Consider the following 22433-nt stretch of genomic DNA (forward strand, 5'->3'; position numbering starts at 1 on the left):
CTAAATATAGTATTAACAGACAATTTATTCAAGTCCGACAATCCTCCCCTCTCGCCCCCCCAAGGCTTCAAAATCCCACGCATTCGCCGGCCTCGTAAACAGGCGGGAACGCGGATCAAAACGCACATATTCCGGGAAAAAGACCGGCCTCGAAACTTTTCCGGTCGCACTCTCAACAAGAGCGCATGGCCTATAAAAGGCGACTCGTTTTGCGACGTCAAGGATTCGTTTGCGTAGCTTTTATGACCCCCACATCTTGTGTGTCACACATGTGGATAACGGGGATAGAAGCGGAGCGCAAGGAAGGGTCGGCTTTGGGTGGAGGCGCTTCGGCAACGACGTTCACAGCACCTGAGCGATAGGCTATGCGCGACTGAGACTCAGGAGAACCGATGCGGATCCGCGCAGAAATGGGCGATGATCTGGCTGAGGTCGGGTTCGTTGACCATGCGCACAGCCTCGGCGGCGCTGACCCACTTGCGGGTGCGTGCCCGCTTTTCCTTCCACCGGTCGGCGACCTTGTCGACCTGCAGTGGGAAGACCAGCACCTCGCACGGCACTTCCTCGCCGGAATCCAGCAGCTTGGCATAGAAATAGCGGCCGGCCTCGTGATGCGAGATCGTGCCGCGCAGCCCGGCCTCCTCGCCGGCTTCGCGCGCCGCCGCCTCGCAAAGCGGCTCCTTTGCTTCCGGCCAGCCCTTGGGAAGCACCCAGCGGCCGGTATCGCGGCTGGTGATCAGCATGATTTCGACGCCGTCGCCGCCATCGCGCCAGGGCAGGGCTGCAACCTGAAGGCGGGACGGCACCGCGCCGAAGAGTCGCCGGACCCTTTCGGCCTTATGGTTGTGCGTCGTTGGCCTCGTCAACATCGGAGAAGCTTGCCCCAGCTTCCAGAATCATTTGCCGTCTCACGAATCTTACGGCTAATTATAAGCAATGAAAGTAAAAAATGTTTCACGGATCGGCCAGATTCCGTCAATCTGCGCCGATCTCAGCCTAATGGCGCGACTGCAGCAGCGTCGCGCCACGCCTTTATCGGTGTGCGGAGGTTCCCTGGGCGGACTCGGTGCATCAAGCGGCGTTGCGCGAATCAGCCGGCGTGGTCATCGGCGATCGGCTTCTGGTAGGTGAAGCCCATGTCCCAGGGAAAATAGATCCAGGTGTCCTGGCTGACCTCGGTGACGAAAGTGTCGACCATCGGCCTGCCTTTCGGCTTGGCATAGACGGTGGCGAAATGCGCCTTGGGCATCATCGCGCGCACGATGCCCGCCGTCTTGCCGGTGTCGGTGAGGTCGTCGATGATCAGCACGCCGGCCCCGTCATCGGCGAGCAGCGCCGGCGTGACCTCCTTCAGCACCTGCAACTGCCCCTGGCTGGTATAATCGTGGTAGGAGGCGACGCAGACCGTCTCGATGATGCGGATGCCAAGCTCGCGCGAAATGATGGCGGCCGGAACCAGGCCGCCGCGCGTGATGCAGACGATCGCCTTCCATTGCCCCTTGTTGGCGCCGGCAAGCCGCCAGGCGAGCGCGCGCGCATCGCGGTGGAACTGGTCCCAGGAGACCGGGAAGGCTTTTTCGGGCAGGGACATCTTTCGCGCACTCCGCAAAGCGCGCATCGCGCGCAGACACTATGGAATGCGCGCGGAATTAACTGGAAAGGCTTGGCTTTGGCAAGGGCGCGGCAAAGCTATTGTCCTGCCAGCTATCCCTGTGAACCTACCGCGACAGAAAGGCCGCCACGGGTGCGGTGCGCAGCACCGTTCGCGTCACCCCGCCGAACAGCAGCTGGCGCAGCCAGGAATGGCTGTAGGCGCCGAGCACGAGCAGGTCCGCACCCGACTCGGCGACCCTGGTCTGGATGATGTCGTCGACCGAGGCGCCGCCGGACCTCAGCACCGAGACACTGACGGTCGCGCCATGCCTGGACAGCGAGGCGGCGATCTCGACGCCGGCTGTTTCCGGCGCCTCGTCGAGCGTATCGGGCGGGTCGATGACGACGATGTCCGTCTTCTCGGCCTCGATGATGAAGGGCAGGGCATCGAAGGCCGCGCGCGCGGCTTCCTTGCTGCCGTTCCAGGCGAGCAGCACGTGCTTGAAGCTGGTGACGAGGGGACCCGAATGCGGCACCACCAGCACCGGCCGGCCGGCATCGTAGACCAGCGTGTCGACGTCGGCGCTCGGATCGCTGCCCGATTCGCGCTGCGCGGCGATGATCAGGTCCGCGGTGCGAACGGTCGAGATGCCGGTCAGCGCACTGTCGCCGGAAAAACTCTCGAGACTGCGCCACTCGAACGACAGGCCGGAATCCTCGATGCGCCTGTGAAAGGCGGCCTGCAACTTCTCGGCGCGCTCCCGGTTCATATCGGCGGAAACCTGCAGGAACTCGGTGTCCGGAAAGCCGGTGGCAGAGGTGTAGGGCACGGGCAGCGCCTCGGCATGGATGCCGATCAGATGGCTCTGGAATCGGCCGGCCAGCGGGATCGCGCAGTCGAGGACGCGCTCGGCATCCTGTTCATTCTGCAATATGGCGACGATGGTCTTGAAGCGCATGGCAGTCCCTCACTTCTTACGGCGATCCCACTCGTGACAAACGTCACTGCGCGATGCTGGTTCCGTCAGGCCGGCCGATCAGCCCACTCGGCTTGCCTTGATCAAGCCCGCCACCATAGCCTCTACGTCGGCGCGTGCGGAGTCCAGCGCCTGCTGGCTGCGGGCGCGCACCACCAGTTCCGTCCAGAACTTGCCGTCGCCATATTTCGGGTAGGAGCCGATGATCGTGTCCGGATGCGCCTTCTGGATGTCGCCCAGCGGCCCGCCGATCAGGCCTTCGCCGAACGGGCATTCCACGGTTGCTGACAGCATTTTGGTGCCGGCCCGCAATGTCGGCACGACATTGTCGAGCATCGCCTGGAAAATCGCCGGCACGCCGGCCATGACATGGACGTTGCCAATGCGAAAGCCCGGCGCAACCGACACTGGATTATCGATGTGGTCTGCCCCGCGCGGCATCCGCGCCATGCGCTTGCGCGCTTCGGTGTATTCGATGCCGCGGGCGGCGTAGCTTGCCTCCAGCAGGGCGTAGGCCTTGGCGTCGTATTCGCATGGCACGCCAAAGGCCTTGGCAACCGAATCGGCGGTGATGTCGTCATGCGTCGGGCCGATGCCGCCGGTGGTGAAGACATAAGTATAGCGGGTGCGCAGCGCATTCACCGCAGCGACGATCTCGTCTTCCTCGTCCGCAACGATGCGCACTTCCTTCAGGTCGATGCCGATCGCCGTCATGATGTCGGCGAGGTGGCCGATGTTCTTGTCCTTGGTGCGGCCGGACAGAATCTCGTCGCCGATGACGAGCATGGCGGCGGTGACGATTTCGGTCATGACTGGCTCCGGCAAACGGGTCGCTTGAGATAGCGCGGCAAACGGCCGGCGGCAATGCCGTCAAACGACGGATCTACCTGTGCCACCTCCCTTGCAGTGCACCCGTCGGCGGGTGATGCTGCGTGCCGGTTTGGAGCCTGAGCAAGACATGCCGGCATCGATTCTGCTATGGCTACCCGGCGCGCTGTTTCTGCTGGCGCTCGTTGTGGCAGCCTATCCGATGCTGGCGACGCTGCGGATCGCGGCGAAGGCCGAAAGGCTGGTGCCGGCCAGTGGCAAATTCATCGAGATCGACGGCAACCGCATCCATTATGTCGAGACGGGCGAGGGGCGGCCGATCGTCTTCCTGCACGGCCTCGGCGCGCAGCTTCATCAATTCGGCCACACGCTGTTCGGGCGGTTCGGCCCGAACTATCGGCTGATCGCGCTCGACCGTCCGGGCTCCGGCTATTCGGTGCGGGCCAGGGGCGCCAGCGGACGGCTGCCCGAGCAGGCCGAGATCGTGCGGCATTTTATCGACGCGCTTGGGCTGGAAAAGCCTCTGGTCGTCGGTCATTCGCTGGGTGGCGCCATCGCGCTGACGCTGGCTATCGAGCATCCAGAGGCGATTTCCGGCATCGCCTTGCTGGCACCGCTGACCCATCTGGAGCCGGACGCGCGCGAGAAGTTCGGCCCGCTGTACATTAAGTCGCCGCTGCGGCGCCGGATCATGGCTCATACGGTGGCGATCCCGGCGGCTCTCAAATATGCGGAAGCGACGCTTGCCTTCATCTTCGCGCCGCAGACGGCGCCGGCCGACTATATGGTCGAGGGCGGCGGCTGGTGCGGGCTGAGGCCAAGCCATTTCTATGCAACGTCGACCGATGTCGTGGCCATCGAGCACGACCTTGGCCGCATCGAGCAACGCTATCGCGAGATCACCATGCCGGCCGGCATTCTGTTTGGTGCTTCCGATCTCGTGCTGGGCATCGATATTCAAGGCTGGCCGGTGATGGAAAAGATCAGGGGGCTGCATTTCGAGCCTGTCGAGGGGCTTGGTCACATGCCGCAATTCGTCGAGCCGGAACGGGTCGTCGCTTTCATAGAACGCATTGCCGACCGCGCATTTGCGCCGAAGTCCGACACCGGCAGCTGACACCCTCCCGGAACGTAGCCTCGGCCGGCAGGATGCCTACCCCAGGCATTCCCGGCCGCCGGGAATACCTCCGAACCCAATCACGATGCTGGCTATTCCTTCACGGCTCCGGTCATCGAGGAAACATAGTGCTCGACAAAGAACGAATAGAGCACCACGACCGGCAGCGAGCCGATCAGCGCTCCCGCCATCAGCGCCCCCCATTCATAGACGTCCGAGCGCACGAGCTCGGTGAGCACGCCGACCGGCACAGTCTTGTTTTCGGACGACTGGATGAAGGTCAAGGCGTAGATAAACTCGTTCCATGACAGGGTGAATGCGAAGATGCCGGCGGAAATCAGGCCCGGCACCGATAGCGGCAGCACGATCTTGGTGAGGATCTGCCAACGGCTCGCCCCGTCGATCAGCGCGCATTCTTCCAGCTCGAACGGGATCGAGCGGAAATAACCCATCAGCAGCCATGTGCAGAACGGGATCAGGAAGGTCGGATAGGTGAGGATGAGCGCGAACGGCGTGTCGTAAAGCCCAAGGTTGAACACCATCACCGACAGCGGAATGAACAGGATCGAAGGCGGCACGAGATAGGCGAGGAACACCGCGAGGCCGACCTGCCGCGCCCCGGAGAACCTCAAGCGTTCGATCGCATAGGCAGCGAACACCGCAGCCAGCAGCGACAGGAACGTGGCGGCGGTCGAGATGATGATCGTGTTGAGCAGCCAGCCCGGATAAGACGTCTCGAAGAGCAGGTAGCGGATATGCTCGAGCGTCGGATGCACCACCCAGAACGGATTGAAATTGGCGTAGTCGGTCATCTCGAGGTTGGGCTTAACCGCCGTGATCGTCATCCAGTAGAACGGAAACAACAGCACGATGACGAAGATCAGCAACGGCAGGTAGACCGTCACCACGCGGCGCGGCAAACTCTGCAGGTAGCCCATGCCGCCTTCGTCGAGTTCCGGGCGTTTGCTCGTTTCGATCGCGGTCATGTCAATCTCCGCCGCCCTGCTGCCATTTGCGACGCTGCAGGCCAAAATAGCTGAACAGGATCGCCGCGAGCAGGAACGGGATCATGGCAACTGCGATCGCGGCGCCTTCGCCAAGCTGGCCTCCGGAAATGCCGCGCTGGAACGACAGCGTCGCCATCAGATGCGTGGCGTTCACCGGCCCGCCGCGCGTCAGCACATAGATCAGCTGGAAATCGGTGAAGGTGAACAGCACCGAAAACGTCATGGTGATGGCGATGATCGGCGTCAGCAGCGGCAGCGTCACATAGCGGAACAATTGCCAGCGGCTGGCGCCGTCGAGCGTGGCGGCCTCGTAGAGCGACTGCGGAATCGTCTGCAGGCCGGCAAGCAGCGTGATCGCTACGAAAGGAATGCCGCGCCAGACATTGGCGGCGATGACCGAAGCCCGCGCATTCTCGGGATCGCCGAGGAAGTTGATGCGATGGTCGATCAGGCCCATTTCCATAAGCGCCCAGGACAGGATCGAGAATTGCGAATCGTAGATCCACCAGAAGGCGATCGCCGACAGCACCGTCGGCACCACCCAGGGCAGCAGGACGATCGCGCGGAAGAACGACTTGAACGGCAGGTTCTGGTTGAGGATAAGCGCCAGCCACAGGCCGAGCGCAAACTTCAGGATCGAGGCGCTGATCGTGTAGAGCAAGGTGTTGAAGACGGAGAGCCAGAAGACCGCGTCATCCCACAGATATTCATAGTTCTCGAAGCCGATGAAGATGCCGGGGCGGCCGATGCGGGCATCGGTGAAGCCGAGCCAGACGCCGAGCCCGAGCGGATAGGTCAGGAAGACCAGCAGCAGCGCCGCCGCCGGCAGCATGAAGCCGAAGCCAAGCGCGTTATGACTTTCGGACACGAACGCTAGAATGCGCGACAGCGTCGACCGGCGTGGCTGAACGGCAGCGGAGGTCACGGCCATGGGTCGGCTCCTCTAAGGTCTCATTGAACGGCCGGGCGGCCATGCGCGATTCGAAGCCGGGCAGCATGGCTGCCCGGCTGAACCTGGCTCAAACGCGATAGTAACGGTTTGCGCGCTTCTCGGCTTCTTCCATCGCTTCTTGCGGCGTCGCCTGGCCTGTCACCGCCTTGGCGAACATGTCGACCAGCACATAGTCGGCCATGGTCGCTGCCGAGGCATAGCCAAGCGGGCCGGCATAGCCGTTGGGCCGCAGCGTCGCCGAGGCCTTGGCGTAGGCGGCATTGTTCGGATCGGCCGTCCACACCGGGTTGTTGTCGAAGGCTTTGAGCGTCTGGCAGCAATAGCCTGCCGACGACGTGATCCACTGCGACATTTGCGGATCCTCGAACATGAACTGCAGGTAGGCCTTGGCGGCGTTGGGGTAGGGCGTGTAGTCGAAGATCACGGCCGTGGTCACCTGGAACAGCTCGACGGATTTTCCGACCGGGCCGATCGGCAGGTTGGTGGTGCGGATGTCCTTGGCTATCTCAGTGAGCTTCGGATCCTTGTCCTTGTTGATCTTGGCGGTGTTGTAGGCGGAAATGCCGTTGGCGATGACGCTCAATTGCCCGGCCAGGAAGGCGCGGTTGTTGTTGACGTCGAGCCAGCTTTCGGTGCCGGGAATGAAGGTCTTGTAGAGTTGCTGCGCGTATTCGATCGCCTTGAGCGTCTCGGGGCTGTTGATCGTCACCTTGCCGCTCTCGTCGACCATCTGACCGCCATGGCTCCATAGCAGCCAGTGAGCGTAGTTGTTGCCGTCGCCGACGCCGTGGCCATGCGTGAAGCCGGCCGGGTGCCCCTTTGCCTGCAATGCCTTGCAAAGCTCGAGCAGGCCCGCCGTGTCCTTCGGAAATTCGGAGAAGCCGGCCTCCTTCACCCAGCTTTCGCGATAGACGATGGCATTGCCGATGGTCGCCAGCGGCAGGCCGAGGAATTTGCCTTGCCGTGTCGCATATTGGTGCGGTCCATCGTGCCAGCCGCCATATTTCGAGCCGAGATATTCGCCCAGTTCCGTCACGTCGTGCAGCTTGTCGGGATATTGGTGCGGGTCGTCGAACCAGACGAACATCAGGTCCGGACCGGAGCCGACATTGGCGGCGACCGCCGCCTTGGGGCGGATGTCCTCCCAGCTTTCCTTGTCGACGCGGACCTCGACACCGGTCGCTTCGGTGAAGCGCTTGGTATTGGCCAGCCATTGATCCTCGTCGCCCTGCACGAAGGGCGACCAGCGCAGCAGCCTGAGCTTGGCGCCGTCCTCGGGCTTGTATTTCAATCCCTCCTGGGCAAAGGCGGGAGAGCCGATGAACCGGGTTCCCAAGGCTCCCGCCGCCACGCCGGCGGTGGTGCGGATCACGTCACGTCTGGTGAATTTCATGCTCGCTTCCTCCTGCTTATTGTCCTTGCCGTCCTACTGCTCGATGGGTGTTTCGAACCGCTGTCCGGTTTTGCCGTGAAAGAGATGGATAAGGCCGGGCTCGGCCGTAAGCCGGATGGTTTCGCCCGGCGTGAAGGAATGGCGTTCCCGGAAATTGGCAACGATCTCCTCGCCGCCGGCGGTGCGGCCGATGAGCTGCACTTCGGACCCTGTCGGCTCGACCACCACGACGGTGACCGGGATGCCCTGATGGTCGGACAGCCGTAAATGCTCGGGCCGTATCCCCAGCACGACCGGCTCGCCATTGCCGATGGAAAGTGCCGAGGCCAACGGGACCGAAATCCCTCCGGCGCCGCGAAATGACGGCGAGCCGTCGCTTACGATCTCGCCCCTGAGCATGTTCATGGCGGGCGAGCCGATGAAGCTGGCGACAAAAAGATTGTTCGGCCGGTCGTACAGCTCGAGCGGCGGCCCGATCTGCTCGACGATGCCGTCATGCATGACGACGATCTTGTCGGCCATGGTCATCGCCTCGATCTGGTCGTGGGTGACGTAGACCGTCGTCGTCTTCAGGCGCTGGTGCAGTTCCTTGATCTCGGCGCGCATCTGCACCCGGAGCTTGGCATCGAGATTGGACAGCGGCTCGTCGAACAGGAAAACCTGCGGATCGCGCACGATCGCCCGGCCCATGGCAACGCGCTGGCGCTGGCCGCCGGAAAGCTGGCGCGGATAGCGGTCGAGCAGCGGCACCAGTCCCAGGATTTCGGCCGCGCGCCGCACGCCGGCATCGCTCTCCGTCTTGGGAACGCCCTTGAGCATCAGCGAGAACGCCATGTTCTCGGCAACCGTCATATGCGGATAGAGCGCATAGTTCTGGAAGACCATGGCGACGTCGCGCTCCTTAGGCGCAACGTTGTTGACGACACGTTTGCCGATCGCGATCTGGCCGCGCGAGATCTTTTCCAGGCCGGCGATCATCCTGAGAAGGGTCGACTTTCCGCAACCCGAAGGACCGACCAGCGTGACGAACTCGCCGTCGTTTATATCGACGCTGACCCCGTGCAGGACCTCGACGGTCCCAAATGATTTGTAGACATCGCCGATTGCGACAGACGCCATCGATCTCCTCCCGATTGATTCCTGCAACGACTTCGAAGGAAACCGCTTTCCTGCCTGGCCCGCGACAGCGCCCAGGCTCCTCCCCGGTCACGCGCGATGTGAGAGACGGTAGCGCTACCAAACCGACCTGTAAAGCACGCCGGCATCACCTGGATATCGACACACCCTAATCCGAAACCTCCGTCTGCGGCCGGTCGCGGCCATCTGCGAGCTCGTCGTGCCATTTGCCGTCGGCGTCCTCGTACTGGATGCCGTCGGTGTTGCCGGCGACCTGCTGTTCGGCGGAAGCGATCTCGGCGGCGCGCAACGCGTCCTGATGGGTGGGGAACGTTTCGGAGAATGTCGAGCCGACCTTGTAGGCCCAGCCTCCGTCGTGCTCGACGATCTTGTAGGTCAGTTTCGCCATGAAACCCTCCGGTTGAAAGCCCGTTGCCTCAATGCAGCCTATCGTCGGCCAGTGTGTCGTCTGGCAGCCTGTCGTCTGTGACCAGCACGTCCGATTCCCTGGCGGCTTCGATCAGTGCCCGGCGCGCATCCGCCGTCGAACGATAACCTTCCAGCACTTTTAGGCAAGTGTCGAGGGCATCACGATGACGCGGCCCGCGATTGAGTGGCCAGACCGTCATCAGGCACTCCGCCGCCTCCTGGGCGCTGCGGATCTGCCGATATTTGCCGACATGGCCGAGTTCGACCACGACCGGCTTTTCAAATGGCTTGCTGTCCATCATCGCCGCCAACGCGGAGCGGCCGATTTGGTTGCAAGTACTATGTTAGCTCAGTCGAATATAGCTCAATAGCCGCAGTCGTTGCGCAGCCAGCGTGCATTCGCCCAGCCGGTGCGGCCGCCGAAATCGACCTTGTACCAGTTCCCGCGACGGTCGAAGATCTCGGTTTGGTCGCCGTTGAACAATTGCCCGATCATGCGCGACGACGAGTTCGGCCGGGCCCGAACGGCGAGAAAGCCGCTTCCCGTCGCCAGATTGTAGTGCCTGGAAAGGCCGTGCACCGTGCCTTCGCAATATTGCGCCCCAGCCGGCGTCGGTGCGGCGAACGACAGCCCGGCCAACACCGCGGCAGCAGCCGCAATGGAATTCCCCCTGAACGGCATGTCTCTGCTCCCCCAACCCGCCGCGCCCAGCCGCGGCCCCGGCCACCCTACACCGGCAGAGGATCAAAGCGAAGCTGTGCTGCCTCGCCCAGCGAGGTGAGAACCCGCCGTCAGGTCGCCGCCTTCATCCAATGCTGCATCGTTGTCACCGAGCGGGCAAGCTGCGGCGCCGGGTGGATTTTTTCGCCGAAGGTGGCCGCAGCGCGCCAGCCCCAGCGCGGATCGGCAAGAAAGGCGCGCGCCAGCGCCACCATGTCGGCGCGGCCGTCGGCGACGATCGCCTCGGCCTGTTTCGGATCGTCGATCAGGCCGACGGCCCGCGTCGGGATGCCGACGGCCTTGCGCACCGCTTCGGCCAGATGCACCTGGTAGCCGGGCCCGGAGGGCAGCTTCTGCAACGGCGAATTGCCGCCGCTCGAGCAGCAGAGATAGGCGACGCCCACCTCCTTCAGCGCTTTTGCCACTTCGATCGCATCCTCGACCTCGAAGCCGCCATCGACCCATTCCTTGATCGACAGACGCGCGCCCAGCATCAGCCTGGGCACCGCCTTCTTCACCGCCTTGGCGATCTCGACGGCGAAACGCATGCGGTTTTCCAGCGAGCCGCCCCAGCGGTCGGTGCGGCGGTTGGACAGCGGCGACAGGAACTGGAAGATCAGATAGCCATGCGCGGCATGCAGCTCGATGAAGTCGAAGCCGGCGCGCTCAGCCCGCCGGGCTGCTTCGGCGAAGCGTTCGATTATTTGCAGGATCTCGTCATCCTCCAGCGCCCGCGGCACCTGCCAGCCGGTGTCGTAGGCGATCGCCGAGGCCGACACGATCGGCCACGGATCCTGGTCGGCATGCAGCGGGCCGCCGCCCTCCCAGGGTTTTCGGTTGGAGGCCTTGCGGCCGGCATGGGCAAGCTGCGTGCCGAATTTCGTGCCCGGTGCGGCGACACGCTTGGCTGCATCCAGCGTGCGTCGCGCGGCCGCCTCGTTGTCCTCGGAATAGAGGCCGAGACAGCCATGCGAGATGCGGCCGCGCCCGTTCGACGTCGGTCATCTCGACGGTGACCATGCCGGCGCCCGACATCGCCAGGTTCATCCAGTGATAGAGGTGCCAATCGCTGGCCGAGCCGTCCTCGGCCGAATACTGGCACATCGGCGCGACCGCGATGCGGTTGGGGAAAGTGAGGCCGTCGAGGGTGATCGGCTGGAAAAGCGATGAGGTCATAAAAAACTCCGGAAAGGGTTGCCGCTATTTATGCAGCCGATTGTGCCAGCGCCAGACACGAGACGGTGAACCGGCCCCTGGACCAATTGGTGGACCGATTGCACGAACGGCCGTTCGCGGCTACGCCTTGCCGCGGCAGCAGGGAGTCCACCATGGAAGATCGCATTCGCATCCGCTCGGAGGAGGTCCTTTCCGACGAATGGGCGGTTTTGAAAAAGACCGTCTTCGACTACCGCCGGCGCGACGGCAAATGGGAAACGCATACCCGCCAGACCTACGATCGCGGCGACGGCGCGGTGATCCTGCCTTTCGATCCGGAGCGTTCGACGGTGCTTCTGGTGCGGCAGTTCCGCTACCCGGCCTACGTCACCGGCCACAGGGAACCGCTGATCGAGGCCTGCGCCGGCCTGCTCGACGAGGACGATCCCGAAACCTGCATCCGCAAGGAGGCCGAGGAGGAACTCGGCTACCGGCTGAAGGACGTGCAGCGGCTGTTTTCGCCCTATATGAGCCCCGGCAGCGTGACCGAGCGGCTCTGGTTCTTCGTCGCCCGCTATTCGCCCGCCGACCGCATTTCCGACGGCGGCGGCGCGCATGACGAAGGCGAAGACATCGAGGTTCTCGAAATGCCGCTCGACGAGGCGCTGGCCGGCATCCACGACGGTCGGATCATCGACGCCAAGACGATTATTTTAATCCAGCACCTGAAGCTGAACCCGATCGGGAGGTGAGGGGGCCAGAACCGGGTCGAGCGCCCTGGTCTCCAGTTACGAAGGATATCAAACGAAGACCAATCTGGTGCGGACGACGGGAATCGAACCCGTACGATCAGAGATCGAGGGATTTTAAGTCCCTTCTGCGGTGGTGCGGGCGACGGGGGTCGAACCCGTAAGTCACTAAGGACGCAGGATTTTAAGTCCTGTGCGGTTACCAGTTTCGCCACGCCCGCAAGTCACCGTGGCATCGGTATGTCACAGCCCATGTCACAAGTTCAAGGTTCTCAGGGTATCTGGCTGCCACTGGGGGCCGAGATGAGGAAAGAAGGCAGGCCCGCTTTGGCAATGCTAGGCTTCGATCCAATCTCCACCTGCGGCCGCGATACCCCAATGGTAGATCAAATCGAACGCGGTTAGCGCTCTCGCCAAGTTGGCATCAGGTGCGAAAAAATTAACGTAGGACCAGCCGATCCCAGGGCCGGGACCGCCTCGCCAGATTTTCAGAGTGCCATTCTGCCATCTGCCCGCGTAGTGATGTTCGCCCATAGTCACAACCTTGGCCAAACCATCGCCCGCGGGTTTCCCACCGGTCCCGGAACTAGCCACTTGGAATGCCGGCTGCTGGCCGTCAACAGTCAAACAGTCGTGATTAGTCTTAAAATCGAACAGTCGCGTGCTGTCCGCCGCACCCTTCAATTCAGCGTTCGCCTGCGGGGGGTGCCAAAGAGTTACATGCAGTCCCTCGCTGACCAGGGACTTAATGAGAGGGACAAAATCGGAATCGGCCGCAAACAATGTAGCCTTCGATATGTTGCCCCGGAAAGCGTGGGTCATCATATCAACCGCTAGTCTAACATCGACGCCTTTTTGTCGCTTGTCGTCCCCTACGATTTGCCCAAGCGCAACGTGGACACGATCTAGCGCCTGAATTTTCGCAAGGCGATCGTAGTCTGGCTGCACACGAGCTTCGTACGCCCCCTGGGCTTCTCCATGCGCCTTGCCTGGAACAGCATCGTAAAAGAAGATTTTGTCGTATGCCCCACTTGCCACTGCTGGGACATACGGTTGGTAGGCGGTCGGATCGCCAAATAAGTCCTGGCATATTTTCCTGACGCTGGCTCGAAGGCAACCGCCGTCGATGTAAAGATATTCTCGCTCCCTTGTTGCTTGGCCGCCACCAAAAATCATTACCGCCCTCATCCCCGCGAGTTGTCCAAATTGATCTGGCAGCGTGCTGTTTTATACAGAAGTCCGCAATGGGCCGCTCAGAGTGATTGAGTTTTGGCGCTAAGACCACGTGCCGACACGATCGCCAACGCTCCAACGATAGAAACCAGCCAGCGCCATCATGCCCGCCAATGCTACAACGAACGACGCGACCCAATCGAAATCCATTCGATGCCCCATATTCATTCGATGCCCCATAGCGGAAACCGCCTGCGCAACCAATAGGCGCGGAGCTAAAGTCCGATGAGCGTGACCCTGCAGACGTCCTGACGGATGCGACGTGGGCAAAAGCACCGATTGTGAGACAAGGGAACAAAAGGAAACCGGCTTGAACGTCATTCGGGATAGTTCAGGAAATCTCCTGTCTGGATGGAAGCTCAGTCCCAAGCAGTTAGAATATGTCTTGACGGCCGGAAAACTGGGAGGCGGACTATGAGCGCCGTATATGGCGAATACCGTGCGTTGGTTGAAACCTTTCTCGCAGGGGAAATAGAGGTTCCTAAGCTTGTAGAAATTTACTTAAAAAAATTCAAGGATGAGACGCGAGCTATCCCGGATCAGGAGTTTGAGGTGCTAGATGAGATCTTTGCTTACATTGACTCCTACACTTCCGATGTCAGATTAATTCGAGAGAATCCTAGATTCTATCTTGACGAAGCACAACTGAGAGTAAAGGTTGCGGAGGCCCTAGACCGGCTCCCATGAGGCTTACGGGCTTTCCAGCCCGGAATGCCCCTTCGATGCCCCTCTAAGCACTCTTCAAAGCCTCTCGCATGGCGCAAAGCGATGCACAATCCCCCTCACGCTAAGGAAATCAATCGGTTAGGCCTATCCTGTGACATAAGCTGTGACATGGGGCAACCCAAACGCGCCGCATTGCGTGGATCAAGAGGGGGCATGGGGGGTCGCCGCGCGAGCCAGTTATCCGATCCCCCGCTCAGAAATTTCTACCAAACATTCCCGACCCGGCCTGATCTCCTATATGCTTTCCCCCAAAGCATGGGGGGAGCAATGCGCTCGCGAACGCCGCCGACCTTAGGCGCAAAGGGTAGATGGATTTATGTCGTTCGAAAGCGACGCGTAAAGAATGGCGTCCACTATACGATGGTGATGGTGTACCGCCAGTTGGCTAAGGCTAAGTCCGGTTCTGGCCACCTCTGTAGGTACGACACAAAGATATTTCGTGTTCACCCCCCGGAAGCGCTGGATAGGCTCCTCATGCGCGCAACCAAGAAAGACTACATTGGGTTCTATGGGAAAGAGCCGCCCCGTCTCGCTTTTGTCAAACGATGGCTCCCTTAATTCCGCCATGGCAACCCATTGGTTCTCCCCTCCGGTGTACGTCAGGTTGTTGGTGTCTTTTATCGGCGTTTACGACGGTTGGAGCGATAACGGTGCCTGGTGCTGGATTTGGAACAGTATACATGCATAGGCTGATAAAGACTTCTTATGCCGTTTCCGTTTTCTATTCGGCGCACTGTTTGTACTCTCTGTCAAGAGGTATTGGTGGTTACTTAGTTGTATCTGGTCGGAATGAGTTATCTGATGACATAGGCACAAGGCGATTGGTTTTGGTGTTACTGATGTTGCTGGCCGCATATGCGTATGTAAATTACGATAAGCACAATGAAAAGCTTAGGCGTATAAGTTACACAAGCGACTTAATTAAGTTATTGAGATTATCTCAGATTACGGTGTTTTTTGTAATGTCATCCATCGCCTGGCTGGTATGGTAAAGCGATCTGCTGCAAGGGGGAATGCTATGCCGTATAGACCGACCGACCTGGGGTCACCTACGGCTGCAACAATGTCGAGGGTGCCGCCGAGGAACTCCTGAAGTGGACCAAGATGGGGCCTAAGTGGCGGAAGGCTGTGCAGCTGTGCATCGACGCCGTCGAGGACCGGGCGACCCCCGAGGAGGTTCGTAAGGCCTTCGAGGCGGCAGCCAGGGAGGAGGGAGTGCTCCGGCCTGGCTAGCAATCCGGCTTGCCACCGTGTCCCACGTCTGATTACCTTCGATTGTATTCAAGCAAGCGGGGCAGATTCATGGTTGACGACCCAAGCTCGTACACAGCCGGGCTGCAGGCGGCTAAGCTGGCCTTCGACACAGTCCGCGGTGCCTTCGGGATGATGAAGGATGTGAAAGATGCGATGCCCAAGGGGGACAACTCATCCGCCGTCACTCTTGCGATTGAAAAGTCAGAGCGGCAGTTTGCCATCGCGGAAGCCGAGTTGGCTAAAGGCCTCGGCTATCAACTCTGCAAGTGCGAGTTTCCTCCGACCATCATGTTGACCGTGGGATACGGCATGGGCGGGAAGACGACGCCAGTTGGTGATGGGCCGGTTCACGAGTGCCCGAAATGCGGGATCACAACGGCGGGGGTACCAGTGCCGACGGCAACGGTCGCGATCGGGGATAGGCGATAAGCTCGACGAGGCGAAAGGCGTCGAACTGACTGCTGGCGGCTTCGGCCTCGCACCGGCCGGAATGAATCACTTCGCCTGGACGACAAGCGATACGATTATCCAGGTTCATGGCGAGGGGCCATTCAAGATCACCTACGTCAACCCGGCAGACGACCCGAGCAAGAAGTGACAGTTCGGGATCGAATTGATTGAACCGGCCGAAGGCTAGAACGATGGAATGCGTCAAACTCCGCGACCGTCGATTCAGTAAGATCCGCTAACGCGGCGAAAGCTGATTGGCCGCAACGGAATCGTATTCCGCTTGGGCCATTTTTGCCATGAACGGCGCTAAAACAAAAAACCCGCCTCGGCGGGCAGGTCGTTGGAGCCAATTAGCACCATAGCCAAATTAGTAGCATAGCTGCCGGCACAAAGCAAGAACAAAGTTGCTGCGGCCGGCACAAAATGCCCTTGACGATTGGCGAAAGCCATGGCGCATCGATCTCCCTCCTTGAGGGGGAGATGGCCGGCAGGCCAGAGGGGGTCGTCGCGCGTCGAGCGCCAGCCTGTTTTGTTCGCGGTAAAGGTTCGCGTCAGGACGTCCCGACCCCCTCTGTCGCCTTCGGCGACATCTCCCCCTCAAGGGGGAGATCTGCAACTTCGCGCTCGGCGTTTACTTCCTCGCTGGTCAAAATCCTCGCGGCTTGGCACAGTCGGGCAAAGAGGAGCCTGTTGATGCCGAAGACCGCCAATGCGACGAAACCAAAACCCTGGGCCGAGATGGCGACGCATCTGGTCGATGTCGCCATGGGCCGCAAACCCGCCGATCTCGTCATCCGCAACGGGCGCTGGGTCAACGTCCATTCGGGCGAGATCATCGCCGGCACCGACATCGCCATCGCCGGCGGCCGTTTTGCCTATTGCGGGCCGAATGCCGGCCATGCCATCGGCCAGGGCACCAAGGTGGTCGATGCCGGCGGCCGCTATCTGGTGCCGGGGCTTTGCGACGCGCATATGCATGTCGAGAGCGGCATGGTGACGGTGACGGAATTCTGCCGCGCCGTGATCCCGCACGGCACCACATCGATGTTCATCGATCCGCATGAGATCGCCAACGTGCTCGGGCTGCCGGGCGTGCGGCTGATGCATGACGAGGCCGTCGCCATGCCGGTCAACGTGCTTGTGCAGATGCCGTCCTGCGTGCCTTCGGCACCGGGGCTGGAGCATGCCGGCGCCGAGCTGACCGTCGCCGACGTTGCCGAGGCGATGACCTGGGAAAACATCATCGGGCTCGGCGAGGTGATGAATTTTCCCGGCGTCGCCGCCAATGACCCGGTGATGTCGGGCGAGATCGCCGCGACGGTGAGGGCCGGCAAGACGGTCGGCGGGCATTATGCCTCGCGCGATCTCGGCCTGCCGTTTCACGGCTACGTAGCCGGCGGCCCCGAGGATGACCACGAAGGCACGCGCGCCGAGGACGCCATCGCGCGCGTCCGCCAGGGCATGAAGGCAATGCTGCGGCTGGGCTCGGCCTGGTATGACGTCGCCTCGCAGATCAAGGCGGTGACGGAGAGCGGGCTCGACCCGCGCAACTTCATCTTGTGCACCGACGATAGCCATTCCGGCACGCTGGTGCACGAAGGCCATATGGACCGGGTCGTGCGCCACGCCATCAGCCAGGGCTTGAAGCCGGTGACGGCGATCCAGATGGCGACGCTCAACACCGCCCAGCATTTCCGGCTGGAGCGCGAGATCGGCTCGATCGCGCCGGGGCGGCTCGCCGATCTTCTGATCGTCTCCGACCTGGCCGAAATGACCATCGACGAGGTCTATGGCCGCGGCGTCAGGCTGGCCAAGGGCGGCAAGCTCGAAATCGACATTCCGGCCTACAACTATCCGAAGACGGCGAAGAACACCGTCAAGCTCGGCAGGAAGCTCAAGGCCGGCGATTTCGACATCGCCGCACCCAAGGGCGCCAACGAGGTGCGGGTCCGCGTCATCGGCGTTATCGAGAACCAGGCGCCGACGCGGGCGCTCGAGGCAGATCTTGCCGTCGAGGACGGGCTTGTCGCCATGGACCGCCGCAACGATGTCTGCCAGATCGCGCTGGTCGAGCGCCACAAGGGCACCGGCGGCGTCACCAACGCCTTCGTCTCCGGCTTCGGCTATATCGGCGACTGCGCCATGGCCTCCAGCGTGGCGCACGATGCCCACCACATCATCGTCGTTGGCACCAACAAGCAGGATATGGCTCTGGCCGTGAACCGGCTGGGCGAGGTCGGCGGCGGCGTCGTGCTGTTCTCCAAGGGCAAGGAGCTGGCGCTGGTCGAGATGCCGATCGCCGGGCTGATGTCGGACGAGCGCGCCGAAATCCTCGCCGCCAAGGCGGACCAACTCAGCGACGCCATGCGCCAGATGGGCTGCTCGCTCAACAACGCCTATATGCAGCACTCGCTGCTGGCGCTGGTCGTCATACCCGAGCTCAGAATTTCCGACGTCGGCCTTATCGACGTGACGACATTCCAGAAGGTCGATCTGTTCGTCTGAAGAATCACTGAACGCTGGAGGGACAGCGCCCCCCTCTGTCCTGCCGGACATCTCCCCCTCAAGGGGGGAGATTGGCAGTTTCGTTGACAGCGCCTTGTTCGTCAAAGATGGAGATTGGCGAAAGCCGAAAGTGGTGGCCAATCTCCCCACTAGAGGGGGAGATGTCCGGCAGGACAGAGGGGGGCGCGAAGGATCGCTGCAGAGCGTTTTTGTTGACAGCTGCCAATCACCGGCGTGATTGGCAGCAGAGGTCGGCTCACCCGCCGGTGGCGATGGTCAGCACTTTGAACGGCGTGGTGATGACGATTTCGGCGACCGAACCGACGGCCTTGCCGAGGCCCTGGCCGAGATTGTCGAGCTGGGCCGGCGCGGTCTCTTCGGAGGCGAGGCCGGCCGGGGCGCGCAGGCGGTCGCCGAGCAGCTGCACCAGGAACGGGTTGTCGGCGAACTTGGCGTGGTTCAGCCGGTCGCCGCCCTTGGTCTTGGTCAGGTCGACCACCGAGACGCCATAGCTGGCGAGGTCGGCCGCGTCGCCATAGTCGCCGACGCGCGGCTTGTCGCCGGAGATCAGGGTCGACAGCCTGAGCGCCCGGTCGTCGCCCGAAAGCAGCACGGCGAACGGTTTGTCTGGCTTGCCGTAGCGGATCATCTGCTTCTTGAACACGTCGACGTCGATGTCGGGAGAGGCCAGGATGACATAGCCGAGCTTGCCGCCGAGGTCGCGGTCGCCGGTGATGGCAAGCTGGCGCAATGCTTCCATGGTCACCCAGGTCCCCATCGAATGGGCAATGATGTCGATGCTCTTGGCGCGGCTCTTGGCGAGCATGCGCAGCGTCGCTTCGAGATCGTCGCGCGCCGCATTGGCGCTTTCCTTGTCGTAGATGTAGCCGGTCGTCTTGCCGCTCGACGCCCACGAAAACAGCACCGGCGTGCCCGGATATTTCGTGTCATGCGCGATCTGCGTCAGCCGGTAGATACCGTCGTCGAAGCCGTTGTTGAAGCCGTGCACGAAAACCAGCGCGCGGTCGCCGCGCATGGCGATGTCGGCACCGACCGCCTTGGCGAATTGCGGGGCGCCTTCGTAGAAGGTGACGCCGGTCGCCGTGAAATCCTTCGCCGGATTGCTGTTGGCCGAGCCCTTGACCCGCTCGATGGCGCCGAGCTGGTGGATTTTGGGCACCGTCACCTCAACGCTGGCAAAGCTGGTGGTCGGCGAACGGTCGCCGTCGAACACCTGCCGGGGCGCTTTCATTGCCTTTTGCCGGGTTGTGGCGACGAAGATCTTGTGCGTCGCGGCAATGTCGGAAGCAGGCACGGTGATTGTCGTCTTGTTGAGCAAGTCGTGCGTGTTCTGGCCGGCGCAGCTTGCCAGCGCGAGCGCGAACGCAACGACGAGAAAGATCTTCGAAGGCACGGTCACGCGGGCTCCCGCAAAGGCGACGTCGAGCCGGAGACGTCTTGGCCTATTCGATAGAGGCAGAGGCCGGCACGGTCCAGTTCAAACTGTTCCGATGGTGCGGCAATGGTCAACAATCACTGCCGCGCAATGCAGCTATTGTCCGACCGAGGCGATGCGGTCGGTCACCTCGCGGTCGCTGGCAAACCCGTCATCCTGGCGCAGCTTCTGGCCGATCAACTGCACCAATTCCGGATTGTCGGCGAATTTGGTGTGGTTGAAGCGGTCGGCTCCCTTGACGCTGGAGAGATCGACGACCGACACGCCATAGCTGGCGAGGTCGGCGGCGTCCTTGTAGTCGCCAACGCGCGGCCGCGCGCCGGCTATCAGGCCGGAGAGCCGCAGCGCCCGGTCGTCGTCGGAGAGCAGCAGGATGAACGGCTTGTCCGGCTTGCCGTAGCGGCGCATCTGGCTCTTGAACACGTCGACGTCGATGTCGGGCGAGGCCAGCACGACGTCGCCGAGCTTGCCGCCGAGATCGCGGTCGCCGGTGATGGCGAGCTGGCGCAGCGCCTCCATGGTGACCCAGGTTCCCAGCGAATGGGCAACGATGTCGATGCGCCGCGCGCCGGTCTGCGCCAGCATTCTCAGCGTCACTTCCAGCTGGTCGCGGGCAACGCTGGCGCTTTCCTTGTCGTAGACATAGTCGGTGGTCTTGGCGCCCGACGCCCAGGAAAACAGCACCGGCGTGCCCGGATAGCCGGAATCATGGGTGATCTGGGTGACGCGGTAGACGGCGTCGTCGAAGCCGGTGTTGTAGCCGTGGACGAAGACCATGACGCGGCCGCCGCGCGCCGCGATGTCGGCGCTGAGCGCGCTGGAGAATTTCGGCTGGGTGTCGTATCCGACGACCTCGGAAGCCATGAAGTATTTGGCCGGATCGTCCGACTTGCCGCGCGAGCGCCGCTCGATCTGGCCTGTCTTGTGGATGCCGGGAACGGTGACGTTGACGCGGGCGTAGTTCAGCGTCGCCGAGCGCTCGCCGTCGAAGACCTTGTCGGGATCGTCGGAGCGCTTGCGTGTGGTGGCGATGAAGATCGAGTGGTTGCCGGCGATTTCCGTCACCGGCACCGCCATCATGGCGCTGCCGAGCAGTTCCTCGGTTTGGCGCCCGCCGCAGCCGGCGAGCAGCGCGGCAATGAGAATGATGCAAATCGTCTTCAAGGGCACTTAAGCAATTCCACTCCGGCCTGACCAAAGGCCCATCCACCTCCGCCGCACCTCCCGGACAGGCCAAGTGCGGCGGAAGTAAGTCGCAGGCGCCGAAATGCGCTCAGCGCCTCGCGACTGCCATCGCACTGTTGCGCGAAAGCCAGAACGGCGGCAGGAACGCCGGAATGTTGGAAAACGGCAGCACTTCCGGCTTCAGCCTTATGCCGAGCACGTCGGTCATGAAGGCGCGGCGCGCCTCGATGCGGCGCCAGGCTTCGGGATCGCGCGCCGCGATCTCTTCGCGCAGCGCCTCGTCGGCCAGCGCGATGCCGTCCTCGATGTTTGTGGTGAAATAGTCGGTGCCGGTCGCCGGGATGATGTCGACCTGCAAGGCCATGCCCGACTTCAATCTGATGTCGGAGCCGGAAAATACCGGCGAATGCATCCATTCGTCGATATGGATGAGATGGCCGGGGTTGAGCGCTACGCCGAAGAACCGATCGCCGATGCGCTCGTGCACCGCTTGCCACAACGCGCCGCCGGGAACGCCGATGCCGACCGTCTCGTACCAGTCGACGACGGCGCAGAAATAGGGCGCGACCAGCTTCTCGACATAGTCCTGGATGCCCCTCGGAAGCTCGGCCGCGTCCTCGACCAGAAAACCGGCGCGGGCATTGAGCGAGCCCTGGATGCCATAGGCCATGGTGATCGGGTCGCCGCGCTTGATGATGTCGAGCCGCGGGCTCGGCAGGCCATAGGCCGCACGCTTGCCGGCCGACAGCATCGGGTGACAGCATTGCGGCAGGCCGTTGATGCCCATCAGCCGCGCCGCCTGCAATTCGGTCATGCCGGGTTCGATGCCTTGCAGGACGTTGCGCAGGCCTTGCGAAGAATAGGTTGCGGCGAATTCGAACGCCGCCAGTTGGTCGGCCTCATTGATGGCGCGCAGGCCGTCGGCGGGATTCATCAAAAGGTTCGCCGCGTTGACGACCGTGCCCCTATCGCCGGCAAGGGTACGCAGCGTGTCGGCGATGAAGGACGGCAGGTCGAGCGTCGTTTCGCCAAAACCCGCATCGCCGGGGCCGAACGGCTTCCAGCCGATGGCGCCGATGCGCTGGCCGGCTTTCAGGCCGCAATCGACGAGGATGTCGGAAAGCGCCTGCGAGCGGTCGCGCGGCTGCGCCGGCAGCGAAAACGTCTGGTAGAGCACGCGCTCGTACGGCCCATCGCAGATCTCGGCATAGCCCCAGCCCTCATTGCCGACCAGCAGTTTCGGCGGCTTGCCGGGAACGATGACCAACAGCGTCTCCTCGAAGCGCGGATCGTAGCCGCAGAGGTAGGCGACATTGGCCGCATGTTCGCGGTCGCCATAGACGACGAAGGCATCGAACCCGCCAAGTGCGACCAGCGCCGCGATACGGGCCTCATAGGTGGCGCGGGGAACCAGCGGCATCACCGTCGGCTCGCCGAACTCCGGCAGCGACACGGTTTTCCGGGCAACCGATGCGACAGGCATGAGCAAACGCCCCCAAATGCTTACGTTGATTCCGGAAATGCCCCTTCGGGGCGGCCGGACAATGGCTTCACGAGGCCGGATATGCAATAGCGGGACCGAACTCG

The 22433-nt window shown here is 62.2% G+C and carries 21 protein-coding genes, 1 tRNA gene and 2 pseudogenes; 6 read left to right on the plus strand and 18 right to left on the minus strand.

Annotation, left to right across the window (positions count from 1 at the left end; genetic code table 11):
- Positions 1-380: 380 nt before the first annotated feature.
- The 4 genes from NKI16_RS23255 to NKI16_RS23270 form a co-directional block, all read right to left on the minus strand.
- Positions 381-869 carry an NUDIX hydrolase gene (locus tag NKI16_RS23255; protein ID WP_352458592.1) on the minus strand — a complete coding sequence of 163 codons (489 nt, stop codon included), beginning with the start codon at positions 867-869 and terminating at the stop codon, positions 381-383.
- 221 nt (positions 870-1090) lie between these two features.
- On the minus strand, positions 1091-1591 hold the full coding sequence (gene gpt / locus NKI16_RS23260; RefSeq protein ID WP_023674762.1) for a xanthine phosphoribosyltransferase: 501 nt from the start codon (positions 1589-1591) through the stop codon (positions 1091-1093).
- 127 nt (positions 1592-1718) lie between these two features.
- Entirely contained in the window at positions 1719-2552 is an 834-nt protein-coding gene (locus NKI16_RS23265) for a universal stress protein (RefSeq protein ID WP_352623609.1), read from the minus strand.
- 78 nt (positions 2553-2630) lie between these two features.
- Positions 2631-3380 (minus strand): competence/damage-inducible protein A, encoded by a 750-nt coding sequence (locus NKI16_RS23270; RefSeq protein WP_352570874.1) that lies wholly within the window; start codon positions 3378-3380, stop codon positions 2631-2633.
- A 148-nt stretch (positions 3381-3528) separates the two neighbouring features.
- Between NKI16_RS23270 and NKI16_RS23275 the strand changes: the two genes are divergently transcribed.
- Positions 3529-4515, plus strand: a complete 987-nt coding sequence (locus NKI16_RS23275) for an alpha/beta fold hydrolase (RefSeq protein WP_352623607.1) — start codon at positions 3529-3531, stop codon at positions 4513-4515.
- A gap of 92 nt (positions 4516-4607) precedes the next feature.
- On the opposite strand, the gene NKI16_RS23280 is transcribed toward NKI16_RS23275, so the two are convergent.
- The 8 genes and pseudogenes from NKI16_RS23280 to NKI16_RS23315 all read right to left on the minus strand — a co-directional run bounded on the left by NKI16_RS23280 (position 4608) and on the right by NKI16_RS23315 (position 11309).
- Positions 4608-5501, minus strand: a complete 894-nt coding sequence (locus tag NKI16_RS23280; protein WP_023674766.1) for a carbohydrate ABC transporter permease — start codon at positions 5499-5501, stop codon at positions 4608-4610.
- A gap of 1 nt (position 5502) precedes the next feature.
- Positions 5503-6354, minus strand: a complete 852-nt coding sequence (locus NKI16_RS23285) for a carbohydrate ABC transporter permease (protein ID WP_502896011.1) — start codon at positions 6352-6354, stop codon at positions 5503-5505.
- Positions 6355-6541: 187 nt separating this feature from the next.
- Positions 6542-7867 carry an ABC transporter substrate-binding protein gene (locus tag NKI16_RS23290; protein ID WP_352623605.1) on the minus strand — a complete coding sequence of 442 codons (1326 nt, stop codon included), beginning with the start codon at positions 7865-7867 and terminating at the stop codon, positions 6542-6544.
- A 33-nt stretch (positions 7868-7900) separates the two neighbouring features.
- Complete coding sequence (locus tag NKI16_RS23295; RefSeq protein WP_352453485.1) at positions 7901-8986, minus strand: ABC transporter ATP-binding protein; 1086 nt, start codon at positions 8984-8986, stop codon at positions 7901-7903.
- A 166-nt stretch (positions 8987-9152) separates the two neighbouring features.
- On the minus strand, positions 9153-9392 hold the full coding sequence (locus NKI16_RS23300) for a DUF2188 domain-containing protein (RefSeq protein ID WP_023674770.1): 240 nt from the start codon (positions 9390-9392) through the stop codon (positions 9153-9155).
- 28 nt (positions 9393-9420) lie between these two features.
- Entirely contained in the window at positions 9421-9714 is a 294-nt protein-coding gene (locus tag NKI16_RS23305) for a DUF982 domain-containing protein (RefSeq protein WP_352623603.1), read from the minus strand.
- Between the two features lie 62 nt (positions 9715-9776).
- Positions 9777-10094 (minus strand): SH3 domain-containing protein, encoded by a 318-nt coding sequence (locus NKI16_RS23310; protein ID WP_352623601.1) that lies wholly within the window; start codon positions 10092-10094, stop codon positions 9777-9779.
- Positions 10095-10204: 110 nt separating this feature from the next.
- Positions 10205-11309, minus strand: a pseudogene (locus NKI16_RS23315) (NADH:flavin oxidoreductase/NADH oxidase).
- Positions 11310-11461: 152 nt separating this feature from the next.
- On the opposite strand from NKI16_RS23315, the gene NKI16_RS23320 reads away from it, so the two are divergent.
- Complete coding sequence (locus NKI16_RS23320) at positions 11462-12040, plus strand: NUDIX domain-containing protein (RefSeq protein ID WP_352623598.1); 579 nt, start codon at positions 11462-11464, stop codon at positions 12038-12040.
- 131 nt (positions 12041-12171) lie between these two features.
- Here the strand turns inward: NKI16_RS23320 and NKI16_RS23325 are convergent.
- A tRNA-Leu gene (locus NKI16_RS23325) sits at positions 12172-12258 on the minus strand.
- A gap of 115 nt (positions 12259-12373) precedes the next feature.
- The gene (locus NKI16_RS23330) at positions 12374-13213 is read right to left on the minus strand and encodes an NYN domain-containing protein (protein ID WP_352623596.1); all 840 of its coding nucleotides are present in this window, start codon (positions 13211-13213) and stop codon (positions 12374-12376) included.
- Between the two features lie 471 nt (positions 13214-13684).
- Here NKI16_RS23330 and NKI16_RS23335 point away from each other — a divergent pair, with 471 nt between their 5' ends.
- The 3 genes and pseudogenes from NKI16_RS23335 to NKI16_RS23345 all read left to right on the plus strand — a co-directional run bounded on the left by NKI16_RS23335 (position 13685) and on the right by NKI16_RS23345 (position 15679).
- On the plus strand, positions 13685-13957 hold the full coding sequence (locus NKI16_RS23335; protein ID WP_352623594.1) for a colicin immunity domain-containing protein: 273 nt from the start codon (positions 13685-13687) through the stop codon (positions 13955-13957).
- Positions 13958-15070: 1113 nt separating this feature from the next.
- Positions 15071-15229, plus strand: a pseudogene (locus NKI16_RS23340) (DUF982 domain-containing protein); the annotation flags it as partial.
- Positions 15230-15298: 69 nt separating this feature from the next.
- Positions 15299-15679 carry a hypothetical protein gene (locus tag NKI16_RS23345; protein WP_352623273.1) on the plus strand — a complete coding sequence of 127 codons (381 nt, stop codon included), beginning with the start codon at positions 15299-15301 and terminating at the stop codon, positions 15677-15679.
- 327 nt (positions 15680-16006) lie between these two features.
- On the opposite strand, the gene NKI16_RS23350 is transcribed toward NKI16_RS23345, so the two are convergent.
- Complete coding sequence (locus tag NKI16_RS23350) at positions 16007-16150, minus strand: hypothetical protein (protein WP_352623272.1); 144 nt, start codon at positions 16148-16150, stop codon at positions 16007-16009.
- A 243-nt stretch (positions 16151-16393) separates the two neighbouring features.
- Here NKI16_RS23350 and ade point away from each other — a divergent pair, with 243 nt between their 5' ends.
- A complete protein-coding gene (gene ade / locus NKI16_RS23355; protein ID WP_352623271.1) occupies positions 16394-18205 on the plus strand; it encodes an adenine deaminase in 1812 nt (603 codons plus the stop codon).
- A gap of 256 nt (positions 18206-18461) precedes the next feature.
- On the opposite strand, the gene NKI16_RS23360 is transcribed toward ade, so the two are convergent.
- The 3 genes from NKI16_RS23360 to NKI16_RS23370 all read right to left on the minus strand — a co-directional run bounded on the left by NKI16_RS23360 (position 18462) and on the right by NKI16_RS23370 (position 22329).
- Positions 18462-19625, minus strand: coding sequence for an alpha/beta hydrolase (locus NKI16_RS23360; RefSeq protein WP_023674782.1), 1164 nt, complete (start codon positions 19623-19625; stop codon positions 18462-18464).
- A gap of 132 nt (positions 19626-19757) precedes the next feature.
- Positions 19758-20831 carry an alpha/beta hydrolase gene (locus NKI16_RS23365; RefSeq protein ID WP_352623270.1) on the minus strand — a complete coding sequence of 358 codons (1074 nt, stop codon included), beginning with the start codon at positions 20829-20831 and terminating at the stop codon, positions 19758-19760.
- A gap of 103 nt (positions 20832-20934) precedes the next feature.
- The gene (locus NKI16_RS23370; RefSeq protein WP_352623269.1) at positions 20935-22329 is read right to left on the minus strand and encodes a hypothetical protein; all 1395 of its coding nucleotides are present in this window, start codon (positions 22327-22329) and stop codon (positions 20935-20937) included.
- Positions 22330-22433: the final 104 nt, after the last annotated feature.

The sequence above is a fragment of the Mesorhizobium sp. M0698 genome (assembly GCF_040320455.1).
Taxonomy (GTDB): Bacteria; Pseudomonadota; Alphaproteobacteria; order Rhizobiales; family Rhizobiaceae; genus Mesorhizobium.

Coding starts and splice junctions, on each gene's coding strand:
- NKI16_RS23255 (WP_352458592.1), bottom strand. CDS start 869: ATGTTGACGAGGCCAACGACGCACAACCATAAGGCCGAAAGGGTCCGG.
- gpt (WP_023674762.1), bottom strand. CDS start 1,591: ATGTCCCTGCCCGAAAAAGCCTTCCCGGTCTCCTGGGACCAGTTCCAC.
- NKI16_RS23265 (WP_352623609.1), bottom strand. CDS start 2,552: ATGCGCTTCAAGACCATCGTCGCCATATTGCAGAATGAACAGGATGCC.
- NKI16_RS23270 (WP_352570874.1), bottom strand. CDS start 3,380: ATGACCGAAATCGTCACCGCCGCCATGCTCGTCATCGGCGACGAGATT.
- NKI16_RS23275 (WP_352623607.1), top strand. CDS start 3,529: ATGCCGGCATCGATTCTGCTATGGCTACCCGGCGCGCTGTTTCTGCTG.
- NKI16_RS23280 (WP_023674766.1), bottom strand. CDS start 5,501: ATGACCGCGATCGAAACGAGCAAACGCCCGGAACTCGACGAAGGCGGC.
- NKI16_RS23285 (WP_502896011.1), bottom strand. CDS start 6,354: ATGCTGCCGGCGGCGGCGCTGCTGCTGGTCTTCCTGACCTATCCGCTC.
- NKI16_RS23290 (WP_352623605.1), bottom strand. CDS start 7,867: ATGAAATTCACCAGACGTGACGTGATCCGCACCACCGCCGGCGTGGCG.
- NKI16_RS23295 (WP_352453485.1), bottom strand. CDS start 8,986: ATGGCGTCTGTCGCAATCGGCGATGTCTACAAATCATTTGGGACCGTC.
- NKI16_RS23300 (WP_023674770.1), bottom strand. CDS start 9,392: ATGGCGAAACTGACCTACAAGATCGTCGAGCACGACGGAGGCTGGGCC.
- NKI16_RS23305 (WP_352623603.1), bottom strand. CDS start 9,714: ATGATGGACAGCAAGCCATTTGAAAAGCCGGTCGTGGTCGAACTCGGC.
- NKI16_RS23310 (WP_352623601.1), bottom strand. CDS start 10,094: ATGCCGTTCAGGGGGAATTCCATTGCGGCTGCTGCCGCGGTGTTGGCC.
- NKI16_RS23320 (WP_352623598.1), top strand. CDS start 11,462: ATGGAAGATCGCATTCGCATCCGCTCGGAGGAGGTCCTTTCCGACGAA.
- NKI16_RS23330 (WP_352623596.1), bottom strand. CDS start 13,213: ATGATTTTTGGTGGCGGCCAAGCAACAAGGGAGCGAGAATATCTTTAC.
- NKI16_RS23335 (WP_352623594.1), top strand. CDS start 13,685: ATGAGCGCCGTATATGGCGAATACCGTGCGTTGGTTGAAACCTTTCTC.
- NKI16_RS23345 (WP_352623273.1), top strand. CDS start 15,299: ATGGTTGACGACCCAAGCTCGTACACAGCCGGGCTGCAGGCGGCTAAG.
- NKI16_RS23350 (WP_352623272.1), bottom strand. CDS start 16,150: ATGGCTTTCGCCAATCGTCAAGGGCATTTTGTGCCGGCCGCAGCAACT.
- ade (WP_352623271.1), top strand. CDS start 16,394: ATGCCGAAGACCGCCAATGCGACGAAACCAAAACCCTGGGCCGAGATG.
- NKI16_RS23370 (WP_352623269.1), bottom strand. CDS start 22,329: ATGCCTGTCGCATCGGTTGCCCGGAAAACCGTGTCGCTGCCGGAGTTC.